13 protein-coding genes are annotated in these 15,961 nt (G+C 44.3%); 1 reads left to right on the top strand and 12 read right to left on the bottom strand.

Features of this window, described 5'->3' with window-relative positions; all coding sequences use genetic code 11:
* Positions 1-5: 5 nt before the first annotated feature.
* From RT034_RS08995 to RT034_RS08970, 6 genes are all read right to left on the bottom strand, one after another.
* Positions 6-1,499, bottom strand: coding sequence for an alanine/glycine:cation symporter family protein (locus tag RT034_RS08995; RefSeq protein ID WP_313016055.1), 1,494 nt, complete (start codon positions 1,497-1,499; stop codon positions 6-8).
* 215 nt (positions 1,500-1,714) lie between these two features.
* Positions 1,715-2,413 carry a VIT1/CCC1 transporter family protein gene (locus RT034_RS08990; RefSeq protein ID WP_313016054.1) on the bottom strand — a complete coding sequence of 233 codons (699 nt, stop codon included), beginning with the start codon at positions 2,411-2,413 and terminating at the stop codon, positions 1,715-1,717.
* 172 nt (positions 2,414-2,585) lie between these two features.
* Positions 2,586-4,130: a DUF3482 domain-containing protein gene (locus RT034_RS08985; RefSeq protein ID WP_313016053.1), complete on the bottom strand. Its 1,545-nt coding sequence runs from the start codon at positions 4,128-4,130 to the stop codon at positions 2,586-2,588.
* A 31-nt stretch (positions 4,131-4,161) separates the two neighbouring features.
* Positions 4,162-4,719, bottom strand: coding sequence for a hypothetical protein (locus tag RT034_RS08980; RefSeq protein WP_313016052.1), 558 nt, complete (start codon positions 4,717-4,719; stop codon positions 4,162-4,164).
* A gap of 2 nt (positions 4,720-4,721) precedes the next feature.
* Positions 4,722-6,071: a DUF2868 domain-containing protein gene (locus tag RT034_RS08975; protein WP_313016051.1), complete on the bottom strand. Its 1,350-nt coding sequence runs from the start codon at positions 6,069-6,071 to the stop codon at positions 4,722-4,724.
* A 1-nt stretch (position 6,072) separates the two neighbouring features.
* Positions 6,073-6,978 (bottom strand): ATP-binding protein, encoded by a 906-nt coding sequence (locus RT034_RS08970; protein WP_313016050.1) that lies wholly within the window; start codon positions 6,976-6,978, stop codon positions 6,073-6,075.
* Positions 6,979-7,192: 214 nt separating this feature from the next.
* Here RT034_RS08970 and RT034_RS08965 point away from each other — a divergent pair, with 214 nt between their 5' ends.
* A complete protein-coding gene (locus RT034_RS08965; RefSeq protein ID WP_313016049.1) occupies positions 7,193-9,589 on the top strand; it encodes a hypothetical protein in 2,397 nt (798 codons plus the stop codon).
* A gap of 121 nt (positions 9,590-9,710) precedes the next feature.
* Here the strand turns inward: RT034_RS08965 and RT034_RS08960 are convergent, their stop codons facing one another.
* From RT034_RS08960 to RT034_RS08935, 6 genes are all read right to left on the bottom strand, one after another.
* On the bottom strand, positions 9,711-10,055 hold the full coding sequence (locus tag RT034_RS08960; protein WP_313016048.1) for a YbeD family protein: 345 nt from the start codon (positions 10,053-10,055) through the stop codon (positions 9,711-9,713).
* Between the two features lie 219 nt (positions 10,056-10,274).
* Positions 10,275-12,179: an RNA polymerase sigma factor RpoD gene (rpoD, locus tag RT034_RS08955; RefSeq protein WP_219331407.1), complete on the bottom strand. Its 1,905-nt coding sequence runs from the start codon at positions 12,177-12,179 to the stop codon at positions 10,275-10,277.
* A gap of 270 nt (positions 12,180-12,449) precedes the next feature.
* Positions 12,450-12,710: a 2Fe-2S iron-sulfur cluster-binding protein gene (locus RT034_RS08950; RefSeq protein ID WP_313016047.1), complete on the bottom strand. Its 261-nt coding sequence runs from the start codon at positions 12,708-12,710 to the stop codon at positions 12,450-12,452.
* A gap of 40 nt (positions 12,711-12,750) precedes the next feature.
* Positions 12,751-13,884, bottom strand: coding sequence for a class Ia ribonucleoside-diphosphate reductase subunit beta (nrdB, locus tag RT034_RS08945; RefSeq protein WP_313016046.1), 1,134 nt, complete (start codon positions 13,882-13,884; stop codon positions 12,751-12,753).
* Between the two features lie 332 nt (positions 13,885-14,216).
* Positions 14,217-14,651, bottom strand: coding sequence for a Dps family protein (locus RT034_RS08940; protein WP_060994298.1), 435 nt, complete (start codon positions 14,649-14,651; stop codon positions 14,217-14,219).
* A 410-nt stretch (positions 14,652-15,061) separates the two neighbouring features.
* The gene (locus tag RT034_RS08935; protein ID WP_313016045.1) at positions 15,062-15,748 is read right to left on the bottom strand and encodes a YcxB family protein; all 687 of its coding nucleotides are present in this window, start codon (positions 15,746-15,748) and stop codon (positions 15,062-15,064) included.
* Between the last annotated feature and the right edge of the window lie 213 nt (positions 15,749-15,961).

Genomic DNA, 15,961 nt, shown 5'->3' with positions numbered 1-15,961 from the left:
TAAAATTAGGGTACAAAGCGATCACGGTCAGGATGTTCACCAAATTCTTTACGGTATTTGGCTGAAATTTCATCCCAAATAGGCGCATTTTGTACGCCATTAGCGCGCGCATCATAGATTGGATCTTTGCCTTGTTTGATCTGTGCTTCATAATCACGCAGTGCGGCAAACGCAGGTTTTTGCAAGAATAAGATACCAATGATGTTTAGCCATGCCATCAAACCAACGCCCAAGTCACCCAGTGCCCATGCCAAGTCGGCGGTTTTTAAGCAGCTATAAATTACCACAAATAAAATCACTACTTTGAGTACAGGGATTGCCCAATTTAGCTTTACGGTACGAGTGAGATAACGGATATTGGTTTCCGCAATATAGTAGTAAGCCATGATGGTAGTGAAGGCAAAGAAGAATAGCGCAACCGCCACAAACACTGCGCCAAAACCTGGCATGATGTTTTCCATCGCAGTTTGCACATAACCTGGACCTGCGGCAACGCCTTTAACCCCTTGATACAAGAAGGCTTCTTTATTGGCCGGGTCTTGTACGTTGTACATACCGGTAATGATTAGCATGAAACCTGTCGCCGAACAAACAAATAGCGTATCGACATACACTGAAAACGCTTGTACTAAGCCTTGTTTGGCTGGGTGGGATACATCAGCGGCTGCCGATGGGTGAGGACCTGTACCTTGACCTGCTTCATTGGAGTAAACGCCACGTTTCACACCCCATTGGATGGCAAGACCCAACACAGCACCAAACGTAGAATCCATACCAAACGCAGAGCGGAAAATTAACGCTAGCACATCAGGTAATTGACCAATATGCATGATGATGATAACAATCGCCACGATGATGTAGGCAAGTGCCATAAAAGGTACAATCACCTCAGCGGAGGAGGCAATACGCTTGACGCCACCAAAGATAATAAAGCCAAGTAGTGCCGCAATTACCGCGGCTGAAATGCTAGGTGCGATACCCAGTGAATTATTCATCGCTTCAGCAATCGAATTGGCCTGTACACCGGGTAACAATAAACCACAAGCCGCGATTGCCGATATCGCAAATAACACCGCGTACCATTTTTGTCCTAGTGCTTTTTCAAAATAATAGGCTGGACCACCGATAAAAAAGCCTTTATCATCACGCTCTTTATAAATCTGCGCAAGCGTTGACTCAACGAATGCGGTACTGGCACCCAAGAACGCTACCATCCACATCCAAAATAATGCACCAGGACCACCAAAAGTAATCGCCGTTGCCACACCGGCAATATTGCCTGTACCCACACGACCTGCGAGTGACATAGCGAGTGCTTGGAATGAGGACACACCTTGATCGGTGCTTTTTCCGTCCATCAGCAATCGAATCATGCGACCAAAATGGCGCACTTGTAAAAAACGACCACGAATTGAAAAATATAAACCAACCAATAAACATAGATAGATTAATGCGGGACTCCATACCCAATCATTAATCGCATTGACAAAATCTTGCATAACGTTATCTCCCACTACCGTAGAAAGCTAAAATCCCATAGGATTTTTGACTATTTGCCAACTGTTTAATTTATAGAAACGATAATCTATCACCCAATAATAGTTTCTATAAACTTGCTGAATTATTACAGTTTCCTTATCTTATAAGAAAAAATTGGTTTTGCAAATGGTAATGATAAAAATTGGCGATAAATAATGCGATAAAAAGTGATTGACTAACCTGTTTTTACCCCAAACATTTCACCGATAAGGTTGGTAGTAACCAATGCGACAACGCCCCAAATGACTACCCGTACAATGGCAGGGAAAATTTTGGCACCCCCCAAATACGCCGATAACCAGCCCAAAAATGCTAATCCTATCAAGGTCACTGTGCCCAAACCGCCGACCAAATATTGCTTTGGTAACAGCCAAATACACAGCACCGGTAGCAGCGCTCCTGTGATGAAGGATAAAGCCGATGCCACGGCTGCCTGTAGGGGATTGGCAGACGCGGTATCGGTAAGTCCAATTTCATCGCGTGCGTGCGCTTCTAGGGCATTGTGAGCAGTGAGCGCTACCGCAACATCATGTGCCATGGTAGGCGTTAAGCCGCGCTGAACATAAATATGCGTCAGTTCTTTTAGCTCGCGGTCTGAATTGTGCTCAAGTTCATAGGCTTCTTTTGCCAAGTCGGCTTTTTCGGTGTCGGCTTGCGAAGAGACGGAGACGTATTCGCCCGCTGCCATACTAATTGCACCAGCAATCAGCGATGCCACCCCTGTCAACAGTAAGGTGTGACTGTCCACTCGCGCTGCCGCAACCCCCATCAATAGACTGGCAGTGGAAATCAAACCATCGTTGGCGCCAAGCACGGTTGCGCGAAGCCAATTGTTGCGATTACTAAAATGCGGTTCATGATGTGCTGAATACATGGTATTGCCCTCAAAAACAAAAAATTGACATAGATCAAAAGGTAAAAATAACAAAACTGGCTTAATAAATTCTTATAATGGACTTAACAAATAATAGGCTTAACAAATCATATGCTTAGCAAGGCTAGATAATTTTCAGCCAAGTTTTTTATCATGGTTGTAGTTTGATAAGTCAGCGTCTTAGTTGACGTGATAATTGCCAAGCTGCCTCATCGCGCAGCTCATGCGACTGTTTGGCAGACACAGTGGCTTGTCTGCCTGTGTTGAGCGATGACCATTCGGGCTTACCCCGCGCTTTTTTGAGCAAACTTGGCAATCTATCAACTGACCAAGGCGCGAGCGATTGGTTCGCCATGATGCTATCAGTCGCCGCATGACCACGATGGCGTAGCGCAGTCAGCAAATCCATCGCTCGAGTCGCCAGTAAGGTCAGGGTAGCAGGGTCTATGTGCAGCCGTTTGACGCCACTGATTTTGTCGGCAATCGCGCTGGTGTTTGACAGTAAGCCACCTGCCAAACCACCAAGCGCCGTACCCAGCCCCAGTGACGTGCCAAGGGTGGCGACATCGATACCCAGTCCAATCAGCGCGCCTGCCGCTGCACCGCCTGTAGTACGAATCCCATAACTGGCTAGTACCTCTTTATCAAACGGATCGCGGCGATATTCAGTCAGCTCAAGCGGTGTGGTGGTGACGGTATTGTCATAAAATTTATACAGGTTTAGCAGTTCATCTTGCATACTGCGTTCAGCTTGGCGTACTTTTTCTTGCATTTTTTGTAAGGTAGGCAGCGGATCATCTTCCTCATGAATGGTTTCAACAAAGGCGGCAACGTTTAATAAAAAATGCGCAATGATAATATTGGCATCATCGTACAAATTATCCCAATCGGCTTTACGACGCTCGATTAGCTGTTTGATAATTTCAGGTTGTATCAGCATGGTTTCTAAGTTTTGCCACAGTTTGATTTCATCATCAAATTCAAACGCCACTGAGTCAAACCGCGTAGATACATGCAAGTTGCGGCGCGCGAGCATTTGCTGCCATTCATTGATATTGCTATCTTGACCCTTAGTAAAGTTAAATACGGGCATCACGGGAATGGCTGACCATGACAGCACCGTCAACTCATCTTTATATTTGCCGAGCACAGGCTCACGCGCATCAATCACATAGACCGCCATATCACTGGCAATCAGCTGACGAATGACCTTGGCTTCTTGGCTAAATTCGTCTTGCGCAGGTGCGCTTGCCAAAAATTGCTGTAACCGCTCCACACCGTCACGGCGGGCAGCTGTGTTGTCTTCTAACCAATCAAGTAGCCCTGACGCATCTTCTAGACCTGGCGTGTCATACAGTGCCACCAAGCCTTGCCCCGTTTGGCTGTCATTGATCATGGCTTTTTCCACATGGCGGGTAGTGGCAGGCGCATTTTTGACTTCGCCAAAGTACATATCACGCAACAGGGTACGTAGTAGCGAAGTTTTACCGGTATTGGTATGTCCTACGACCGCCAATTTTAACGCTTCATTTTCACCAATGCTGATTTTGCGGCTGTGATAGGGGGTTTGTTCAGCTTGGGCTAATGCATGATTGATTGGCTGCGTAGCGATATCGGTGCTTGGATGGGTCGCGCTGTCAGTAGCCGTCGCTGGCAAATAATCTTTGGTTAAATCAATTGTCAATTTTTCTTGGGTGGTTATGTTTTTGTTATCCATTATTTGTTAACCTTTATGTATTCAGCGCGAGCTATTTTTGGCAAGTTCTTTTGGCAAGTTCTAAGGCATGGTTGACATGATTGAAGGCAGTTTGGGTCAGTGGATGTGCCAGCCAATCATCAAAACTATGCGCAACATCATCTATGTTTTCGCGACTATCTTCTGCCAGTTGGTCGTAATAATCCAAATAGCCTTCAGCAGTTAAAATCACCCAACCATCACTTACTTCGGATTTTTCTTCCATGGCTGTCAAAGATAGATAAAACCCTAGCATATCAAGCATCAGCAAAATCGCGTCACTGGTGCTGTGTGGATAGCTCTCGCCCATAGCAAACATGAGGTCATCGAGCGCATTTAGCGCCTGTTCGATACTATCGGTTTGCCAAGTTTGAGTATTTACGGCGTCAAATAGGGCTTGATAGTGCGGTTTTTCCCTGTCGAGTTCATTGTCAAGCCAATCGGCTGGTAAATTTTGCACAAATTGACGCAGGAGATTTTGCACAAAAGCGCTTTGCGCTGTGAGCGTAAGCTGTGAAGCAGTTTGGGCAATGCTATTAATCATATCGGCATAGCTGATTGTGGCATTCATGGTTAATTTTCTCTTACTAGGGCAATCTGGCGTTCTGCCAACGCGGTTTCCCATTGTAGTTGACGGGCTTTGATGGTTTCAATTTCGCTCGGACTTGGCAGGTAGCCTTGATTGGCATCGAGTAGTTGCACAATCATGCCGCCTTTTGCCGCGCTTGCGATATTATCGAGTTTTCTCAAGGTGCCACGGTCGGGGAGTGCGAGATTGGAGATACCGACGAGCACTTGAACAGGGTTGCTTTGAAGGTAGGCAATCAGTTTTTCCAAGTCATCACGATCATCGATACGACCAAAGTTTTGCGCCGCCATGCCGACGGTTTTGGCATACCATTGCGGGTTGGCTTGCGGGTATTCGAGTAACACGGCGAGTTTATTGGCTAGGCTGATCTGGGCAGTGGGCGCGATAGGTTTTTGCTCAGCCGGGCTGTCATCGGGGTCAATCACTTTGCGCTGCCAAAAATCGATAATTTTTTGATAATAGGGCTGTTTGATATCAAGCTTCATACGGCTTGAGCGTACCATCATCAGACAATATAGCCACGCGAGCAAACGTGGCACGATACCGTACATCAGTAGGCTGCCGATTAACAACATCGCCCAGCGAAACGAAATCATCTGTGGCGTGGTTTCAGGATTCATTTGCGCGGTGATAATATCTTGTGCCGTTGGCGTAGGAAAGCCTACCCAATGGGGGAGCCAAGACATCAGCTTGACCACTTCCACCACGTTGCTGTCTTGTAGTAGGGTTGATTCCCACACAAAATTATAATTTTTGACCAATAACAATAGAACTAATGACACCAACATTCCCGATAGGCTGGCTAACCAAAACTGGTGGCTGATACGACTGACGTACCATTTGGTGCCAGCGTGATTGAGCTGGTCTTGATACAGTTCAACCGCTGTCTGGGTGACAACATCTTTGCCACGCACTAGGGTTGCCGGGGTGAAAAATGACCCAAAAAAACTGGGTTTGTTGCGCGGTGAGAACAGCATCCAACCGAGCCAAACCAGTAAAATAATGGTATTAAACCCTAATAAACTGGCTAGCACATAAAAAAAGTTCACTACCTGCGCTTGCATCAAGCCAAATAACGCGACAAAGCCCAAAATAAACCATAGGACGGTCAATCCCCAAATTACGCCATTTACGCGGGTGTCAATGGTGGTGAGTAGCTGCGCAAGTTTACCGTCATTATCAATGCGTGTGGCACGGCGGCGCAATTTGGTCAGCGGTTCGCCCGGTTCATGTTGCAGTTTTTCCGTGATAAGGAGCGGGTCGGCGGCAAAAATATGCTGTTTTTCTTCCAGCCTGCGCACCAGTTCGGTCAGTTGGTCTTGGTTTGCGTACATGTTAATTTTCCAACCCTTTCATCCCAATAAAATACCGACTAAACTGATACGCCACGCGCCCAGAGCGTCCACCCCGTTCACTGGCAAAGCGCAAGGCAGCGGCTTTTGCTTCCTCATCAAAGGGCAAACTTGCTTGCGCCAAATAATGCGCACAAATATCCAAATACACAGGTTGGGTCATCGGATGAAACGACAGCCACAGCCCAAAGCGGTCAGACAACGACACGGTTTCATCAATCGTCTCGTACGGATTGACTTCATCGGTTTGCCCATTATAAATGCTCACATTGTCTTTCATCAGTTGTGGTAGTAGATGACGGCGGTTACTGGTCGCATAGACCAGTAGTTTGTCTTGCTCGCTATCTAGCGCGCCATCGAGCACACTTTTGAGCGTGCGATAATTCTCATCTTGCCCATTGAACGCTAAGTCATCACAGTACACCACATAATGACAGCCATGATTGGGCTGGGTTGTATGAAGGTCTCGTACCGCTTGGCGAATCGGCTCTAACATCACCAAATCATCTCGTGACACTTCGATAATACGAAGACCATCCGCTTTATATTGATTGAGCAATGCCCGAATGAGCGAGGATTTTCCTGCCCCACGTGTACCTGTCATGAGTACATGATTGGCAGGTAAGCCTGCTAAATATTGGCGCGTGTTTTGAATCAGTTTATTCTTTTGCCCATCAATGCCAAGCAAATCATCCAACGTCAATCGCAAATCTACGGTTAAAGGCACCAGTTCACCGCTGCCTGTGCGGCTATTGGATTGCCAGCGGTAGGCAAGCACGCTGGGGTCAAGTTGTATGGGCTTGGGCAGCTGCGCCTGTAAAAATTGGGTGAGTAAGTGTTCTAAATTAGCGGGTAAATTAAGATTAGCGGGTAGAGTGAGTTGCGACATACAAGGGTTCTTCTGAGTGGTTTTTAAGTGAGTGGTTTTTAAATGAGTATTTTTTAAGCGTTTTTGCGGTATTTAGTTCGTATGATAGCAAAACTCCGTTAGATTACCCATTATCTTTGTAAACATTGCAGTATAACACTGGCTTTTTGTTTACAAAAAAAATCAATTCAGTTATAAAGATAGGCTTTATAATAAAATTTGTTAAGGAAGCTCAATGAATGCGCAACAAGCCATCGCCCTTAGTATCAAACCTCTCACTTTTGCTATCGTCATGCTGGGGATTCATGGCTGTGCCACGCAGCCTAGCGCGAGTCAACCGCTGTCTCAACGCGTGTTGCAAGCCAACCAAAATTTGCTTAGTCGCCAAAGCTATGCTTATGACTATCGAGTCAATGTGGTGCGCCCGCCCTTACGTAGCGCACAAGCGTTAGCTGCAAGCCCTAATCGTTTAAAACTTATTCAGCAGCTTAGCGCAGCGCAGCACCTTGATGCTCGCCAACAAGCCTTGGTCACAGAGGGGGTCAATCACCAAACCCGTGAACAAAGCGAAGTGGGGCAAGTGATGGATATTTTAACCAAGCGCTTTGAGTTTGCCTCCACAGGTGTGGTAGATCTTCGCCGAGGGCAAATGTCAATCGTACCTGAATTTCGCTATGTGCAGAACAATGCAGGGGCGTTTATTAAAGTGCCACTGGCGGCTGATTTTGCGCGCTCCAAAGTATATGCTGACTTGTCGGGACTCTCTGAGTTTGCCACCGACCCGCAATATGATGGACGGTACATTGAGTATGACTATAGCAAACTGCTAAAAGATAAAAAGATAGATAAAAGAGCCTTATTCAAGGTATTTGAACAGATGTCACTGCTAAATGCCACCCTTGCCAAAGAAAGCGACTATCAGTCATTGGCTTTGACTAATGAAGATAAAGCCAAAGGTGTGAGCCAGCGCATTGGCTACCGCATTGGCTACAATCAAATGATAGCGGAGTATTTGCTGTTCTTCCACGTCAATAAACCCTACCTAAAATCATTCATCAATCCAGCCGATTTTGCCAAAGATGATGAGCTAAAGCAGCTTGGCAGCCTTGCCGTTAGCCCACGGTATCTGATGAAAAAAGCCTTTGACAGCAATGAGTTGGCAAGCGTTGAGGAAAAAGCGTATGAATCTGCCATGCGCCTGTATGAAGCCATTGATAAAATGCGGGCACAATCAGATGACAGCGCTGCTGACCCAGCCAGTACTGATGCTGCAGAGACAATGTACAGTTTAGAGACTCAAACAGCCATTGACGATTCAACCACTGATGAGTCGACCAGTGACGAATTGGGTCAAACTGCAAAAGCCTTAGCAGCCTTTGACAAATACCAATCAGACAAATTGGTCAGTGCCGCTGCACTGGCAAAAATCATCGACGCCAATCCGCAAGCCTTTAAAGCGCTGCAAGCTGAGATAAGCAAAGAGGCAAATAGCAGCTTTATCTCAATGGATGACGACATTCGTATCAGCTATGGACTCAACCGCCAAAATCAACTACTTAATATGGTGGCAATGAGTGATTTGCCATCATTTGAAAAAACCACGCCGACAACCAATCAGCCCAAGACCCAAATGCGCACAGTGGTTAACTTTTATGATTATGGCAAAGCCCGCGTCAATCCTGATATCTTCAACAAGGCAATCACTTGGCAACAAGCATCAAAAGATAACAATCTATGGGCGACGACAAAACAATCCAAAACCTTTGACAGTGATAAGAATTTAGAAGCCTTGTCCTATAGCCTACTCAAACAAAACAAAGGGTTTGTCGAGACCTTTGTCACCCTTTATACCTACCAGTTTGTGTTGCAAAAAGATGAAGCCAGCCTCAATGAAATAGATATGGCGGCGCTAAACAACGCTGCAACCAAACTTGCAAAAATACAGGCCGATAATTATGCAGTCATAAATACCGATAGCCGTCAGCAAGATACCATTACAGACGTTGATGCGTATGTCGATGAGGAACTTGCTGAACATATCGCAGGGATTGTTGATAAAACCTATCGCAATCAACAATACTTGCAACAAATTGCCAAACTTAAAGCGCAAGGCAAATCTGACGCCCAGATTTTTAGCCAGTTGTATCAAACTATCAGCGACAAACCCAGCGATGTAGCCAGCGATGTAGAAAATGCAGCTGCAGCGGTGGAAGAAGCTGCAGCGGCAGTAGATGTTGTTGAGGAAAGCCAAGAACAACAAGCTTGTTCGCTACTGTTAGACACAGATAAACTTGATAAAACATCACGCACCCGCCTTGCTAAAATCTGTGAAAAAATCGACAAAGCCACCGCTCAAGAGCACGCAGCGAGCCAACAATCTAACAGCGCTGATACTGCACCCGTCCGCATGACGGCTGCCGATATCGCCAAGCAAAAGCAGGCACGTGATAAGTTTAATCAATTACTGGGCGAAATCGCTATCGAAGACATGCAGACCCAAGCCAAGCATATCAGCCTATCTGATGAAGATGATGAATTAATCGAAAAACTCAAACCTCACTTTGAGGCAAGCTATGATTTTAATTATGATGCCTACAAAGCTGCCTATCAGTTGTTACTTTTGAGACAATAAGCGGACAAACGAAGCATCAACTGCTGATGACCCATATAAAACAGATAAAAAAAGCGGGATAACTGATGTATCCCGCTTTTTTGTACGTCAATCAATCGTGCCATTTTTAACCATAACAGGTTTATAATACGGTACGAATACTTGCCGCTTCATCGAGCATTTTATACAAGCTATTAACTTGCTCGGCGTCTGTCAAATATACATTAGCACGTACGGAGTGGAAACGACCGGTGCGCGATGGATTGATAGTCAAACTTGCTAAATCAAATTCAGGAAATAAAGTACCCAAAATTAATTTTACTTCATCAACTAGCGTCTCTTTGTGACCCTCATGACCGATGATGCTAAGCGGATAATCCATAGGAAAATTCCACAATTCTGGGTGCTGGATATCCGTAGGTTTCGCCGCTCGCGTACTACATGCAGCGGCTTCCAAGTTATTAAGCGTAATTGTTTTATCGTTCATAGCATCACCTAAGGTTGTATAAATTTCTTTAGAGTCTAAATGAGGGTAAAACCGATAATTTCAAGACGTTGGGGTTTGGCGTTGAAAAAAGCGCCATCCATCAACAACCTATTCATTACGCCATCTATAAAAAACCACATTGATAGAAAAATCACATTCATAAACCCGCCCATAAAAAAACCGAGAACATTGTCTCGGCTTTTTTGGATGGAGATAACATTAATCATTCTCTAGGAATGAACGTAAATGTTCAGAGCGAGAAGGGTGGCGCAGTTTACGCAGCGCTTTGGCTTCAATCTGACGAATACGCTCACGGGTGACATCAAATTGTTTACCTACTTCTTCTAAGGTATGGTCGGTAGACATATCAATACCAAAACGCATTTTAAGCACTTTGGCTTCACGTTCGGTGAGGTTGGCTAACACTTCACGGGTAGCTTCTTTTAACCCTTGTGCAGTTGCTTCATCCACTGGGCTTGAGATGCTCGAATCCTCAATAAAATCACCCAAGTGACTGTCTTCATCATCGCCGATTGGGGTTTCCATTGAGATGGGCTCTTTGGCGATTTTGAGTACTTTACGGACTTTGACTTCGTCCATCTCTAAGCGTTCGCCCAACTCCTCAGGGGTAGGCTCACGTCCCATTTCTTGTAATAACTGGCGCGATACACGGTTGATTTTATTGATGGTTTCAATCATGTGCACAGGGATACGGATGGTACGCGCTTGGTCAGCAATCGAGCGGGTGATGGCTTGGCGAATCCACCAAGTGGCATAGGTGGAGAATTTATAACCACGGCGATACTCAAATTTATCTACCGCTTTCATCAAGCCAATGTTACCTTCTTGAATCAAATCAAGGAACTGCAAACCGCGGTTGGTATATTTTTTAGCAATCGAGATGACCAGACGTAAGTTCGCCTCGACCATTTCTTTTTTGGCGCGGCGGGCTTTGGCTTCACCCACAGACATGTTACGTGCGACCACTTTCATTTGGTCGATGTTCATACCAAGATTTTGCTCATGCTGCTGGATACGCCCTTGATACTGTAATACTTCATCAAGTACCCGCTCTAACGTATCTGCAAAGGCAGGTTTGCCTGCGATACGGTTAGGGAGCCAGTCAAGGTTGGTTTCATTATGCGGAAAGGTTTTGCGAAACTCATCTTTTGGCATTTTACCGCGGCGAATCACCAGTTTCATAATGTGACGTTCGTTTTTACGCACGTCTTCATATACTTCACGCATCATATCCATGATATTGTCAGAGACGCGGCTATTGAGCTTAAACAGCATAAAGCAGTTGGCAAGCTCATTCATCGCCGCTTTCACCACGTCGCTATCACGGTCATGGGTGGCTAATAAATCTTTGACCTTGGTGAACAATTGCTCTAATTCTTCAAAGCGCAGACGCACTTCTTCAGGGTCAAGACCGCTGGCTTCTTCGGTATCCGCATCTTCGCTGACTTCGCCATCGGCTTCTTCGATTTCATCGGCGTTTTCGGCTTCATCATCGAGTTCATCCTCGGCTTTTTCGTCTTTGACTTTGGGTTTGATAATCGGTAACGCGATTTCTACTTCTTCGTCATCGGCAAGGGGAATGACATCAGCGGCTTCAGGGTCAAGAAAACCGGTAATAATATCCGAGACTTTCTTTTCACCTTCAAAGGTTTGGTGGTATTCATTAATGAGCATAGCCACGGTACCTGGCCAAAAGGTCATGGCATGTTGTACATCTCGAATACCATCTTCGATACGCTTAGCAATCGCAATCTCACCTTCACGGGTGAGTAGGTCAACCGTACCCATCTCACGCATGTACATACGCACAGGGTCGGTGGTACGACCTGGCTCAGATTCTACTGAGGCAAGTACCGCAGCGGCTTCATCGACAGCAATTTCGTCATCATCCGCATCATCGCTAAGCATAATGTCGTCTTCATCAGGCGCGGTCTCAAAAATCTTGATGCCAACGTCTGTGAGCATTTGAATAATATCATCAATTTGGTCACTTTCAGTTACCGATTCGGGAAGTTGGTCATTGATTTCAGCATAGGTGAGATAACCTTGCTCTTTACCTAATTGAATCAGCGTGGCTAATTGAGAAGTTGAATGTTCGCTCATGAGGGCTCGCTTTGATATTGGTTAAAAAAATAAATAATGTAATAGCACGACAAATAAGCTAATGACTGTATTTCTTCATTTTTATCAAGGGATACACCCTGCAAATGACAGTCGAGGACTAAATAAAGATTTAGTATGATTAAAAAGCGGTAGTCAACCTATTATTATAACGGATTATATGAGGTTCGCGGGGAGAAAATTAAAGGCAAAGCGGGTAAGTTTTCGCTTTATGCGGCATTTCGTGCAGTTTTTGGTGGGTTATTTTCCCAATCAATCGATATCAAGCTCAATTGCCCCTCTGACTTGACAACAGCAGGGTAGGATTTCGTCATCGTCTAACATCACAAGCGGGGGGCGAATATAGTCGATACGGGTGTCATGGTGGCGACGGCGGTATTTGAGCTTACAAGTACCGCAATAACCTTCAAGGCATTGGTGATTGGCAGGGATTTTTGAGCGAAGCATGCCTTGTAGCAACGTCTCGGCGTCATGCAGATAAAACTGCGTGTTGTTGGTAAAAATCCATGCCATAATCGATGATATTGCCTAAATAAAATAAGCGTATGACGAATTACAATTCAAAATCATCAAACGCATCATCACTCAGCTCTGCGTCAATTTGACCGACTAAGTAAGAGGTGATTTCTGACTCTTGGGGCGCGACTTGCACGTTGTCTGAGGACAGCCAAGCATTGATCCATGGAATTGGGTTGTTTTTAATTGCTGCAAAAATAGGGGGTAAGCCAATCGCATCCATACGTAGATTGGTAATGTACTCGACGTATTGCACCAAGATATTTTCATTCAAGCCAATCATTGAGCCATCTTTAAACAAATATTTTGCCCATGTTTTTTCTTGTTCAGCCGCGTCTTTGAAAATTTCAATGGCTTGCTGTTGGCAATCTTGGGCGATTTCTACCATGTCAGGGTCATCTTTACCCGATTGCATCAAATTAATCATATGCTGGGTGCCGTTTAGATGAAGCGCTTCGTCACGGGCAATCATTTTGATGATCTTGGCATTACCTTCCATTAGTTTGCGCTCAGCAAAGGCAAATGAACAAGCAAACGACACATAAAAACGAATCGCTTCTAGCACATTGATAGCCACCAAACATAGATACAATTTGGTTTTAAGCAGGCGTAAATTAACCTCAACGGGCTTGCCATCGATGACATGACGACCTTCACCGTATAGGTTATATAGCTGAGATAGTTGATACAGCTCGTCATAGAACTTGGCAATCCCTGTCGCGCGCTCTAGGATAAAAGGATTGTCAACGATATCGTCGAATACTTTGCTTGGGTCATTGACCACGTTACGAATAATATGGGTATAGCTGCGAGAATGGATGGTCTCAGAAAATGACCATGTTTCAATCCAAGTTTCTAATTCAGGAATCGACACCAGCGGCAGTAGCACGGCATTGGGGCTACGACCTTGAATCGAATCAAGCAAGGTTTGGTATTTTAAGTTGCTTAAGAAGATATGCTGTTCATGCACTGACAAGTTGCTAAAATCCAAACGGTCTTTGGAGACGTCAATTTCTTCTGGACGCCAAAAAAACGACAATTGCTTTTCAATCAACTGCTCAAAAACAGGGAATTTTTGTTGGTCGTAACGTGCCACATTGACAGGCTGACCAAAAAACATCGGCTCAAGCAATGGGTCATTTTTGGTTTGGCAAAAGATGGAATATGACATAGCGGTGAATCTTCTTCAATCAAAGTTCAAGACAAGTGGCATAGCAGTATCAGTTAACAAATGCTATCAGCTAACAAATAAATCAGTTGAAAATGAGCAACTGGCTAGTGTGCTTGGCTATTATAGATAACAACATATAGAAATTGCAATCCACCCAAGGACTTGATTTCTAAGGATAAAATTTATAACATATTGAAATATATAAACATTCTTACATCAAAAAATAACTAATTAAATTTATTGACATTTGAAAATCTATATATTGTGTTTTTATTTTACCACGCAATAAAAAAGACGACTGTCAAAGCCGTCTTTTTGGTCAGATGGGACGATTAGCCAAGATAAGCGTTGTACATCCACACCAATTTTTCTTGTTCTTGCACATAGGCAGTCAATTGGTCGGCAGTACCTTGATCATCATCTTCATCCGCTAAATCAATGATTTCGCGTTCTTTAGCGATGGTCATAGTTAGACCCGTTAAAATACCTTTCACACATGCCACACCGTCAGAGACGTTTTTGTCTTCTTTGATGCTTGAGATTTTTAAGAAATCGCTATAAGCATGTAGTGGTGTACCTTGTAAGGTCAAAATGCGTTCAGCAATTTCATCAATCTGAATTTGCAGCGCAGTATATAACTCTTCAAACTTCACATGAAGGGTAAAGAAATCTGAGCCACGCACGTTCCAGTGATAGCCACGCACATTGGTATAGAACACATGATAATTGGCTAATAAGGTATTTAATTGCTCAACAATGGCGCTCATGTCGGCAGCGGCTAAGCTGATATCACGTGTTTTACTTGAGGTAGATTTGGGGGCAGTCACTTTTTCACCTGATTTACTGGTATTGTCTAATTGTTCTGAGTCTTGTTTGGTTGCTGATTGCTTTGTAGTGGCTTGTTTTGCCATGTTGTTATCTCCTAAAATGATGATTTTTATTTGTTTAGGATTTAATTGTAAGCCTAAACAATCTGTTATTAAAATTAATCGTTTTTATCAGTACGTTTAATTTTATCAATTAAAATATACGGTATTACCCTAAAAATAATATCAAACATTTGGTGCAGCTGTGTGCAAATTTGGTAAATAATTTTGCTTGGTGGCATAAAAAAACTGCAGTTTTTTGGCTGCAGTTTTTGTAATCATCGACAATTAGTTTTTTCTTAAATGTTGTCTTAATTGTTTTCTGGAAAATATTTATCAGTCGGTTTGTCGGTTAAATCAAAACCTGGTTGTCCGATGTTTTGTTGTAAATGATGACGTAGGGTATCTATTGGGAATTTTTGGTTGGCAAGTCGTTTGGGGACGATTTGGCTGCCTTGTTGGCTTTCACCCGTTTTTGGATTTTTAACATCAAACATCATAAAGATATAATCAGGCGTTTCTTGCCAGTTGGTGACATTGTCCCATTTGATGACCGCTTGCTGCATACCGCTGCTACGTATCAAGGGCTGATTGTAGCCGCGTGGCATGGCGGGCATGTTGGGTGCAGGCATGGACATCACTACCCCGTGCTGCTGTACGCCAAGCTTGATTTGTTGCATCTCTGGGGGCATGCTTTGGCTTGCCATTTGTTTTTCAAATTCGTTTTTCACGTACCATTTTAGACCGTAAGTACGCGCCAGCAAATAAATCACCACACCCACGAGCATCAACCAAAAAACAATGGTGGAATAACCGTGCACAAAAATCAGACCTAAAATCGCTAGCACCACAATGACTGCCAAAATTGCCCAAGTTTTTGGGGTGATTTTGGTCAAAGTTTGGTTGTTGGCATCAAACAGCTGCAGCTGTGCTTGACGAAACTCGTCCTCGGTCAGATTCAAATCCACAGGTTGTAGGGTGTAAGGGTACAGAGCCATAAACAATTCACTCGCTATCAAACGATAGTTACAAAACGATAAAAGAAGGCTTATCTTACCCAACCTTGACCCAAAAATAAACCTAACAACGCACTTTTTGATAAATTTTTGTTTTACCGCCAATGCAGCCAGTGGCGAACGCCGATAAGCGCATATCGATAAATTGTCAATTTGCCGTGTATTTCTAGTCGCTACCGTGAAAAATCGCTGCAA

It is taken from the genome of Moraxella sp. CTOTU48841 (assembly GCF_032061225.1).
GTDB classification, from domain to species: domain Bacteria; phylum Pseudomonadota; class Gammaproteobacteria; order Pseudomonadales; family Moraxellaceae; genus Faucicola; species Faucicola cinerea.
Note: the sequence above shows the minus strand (reverse complement) of the source record. Positions and strands in the feature narration are given on the sequence as shown.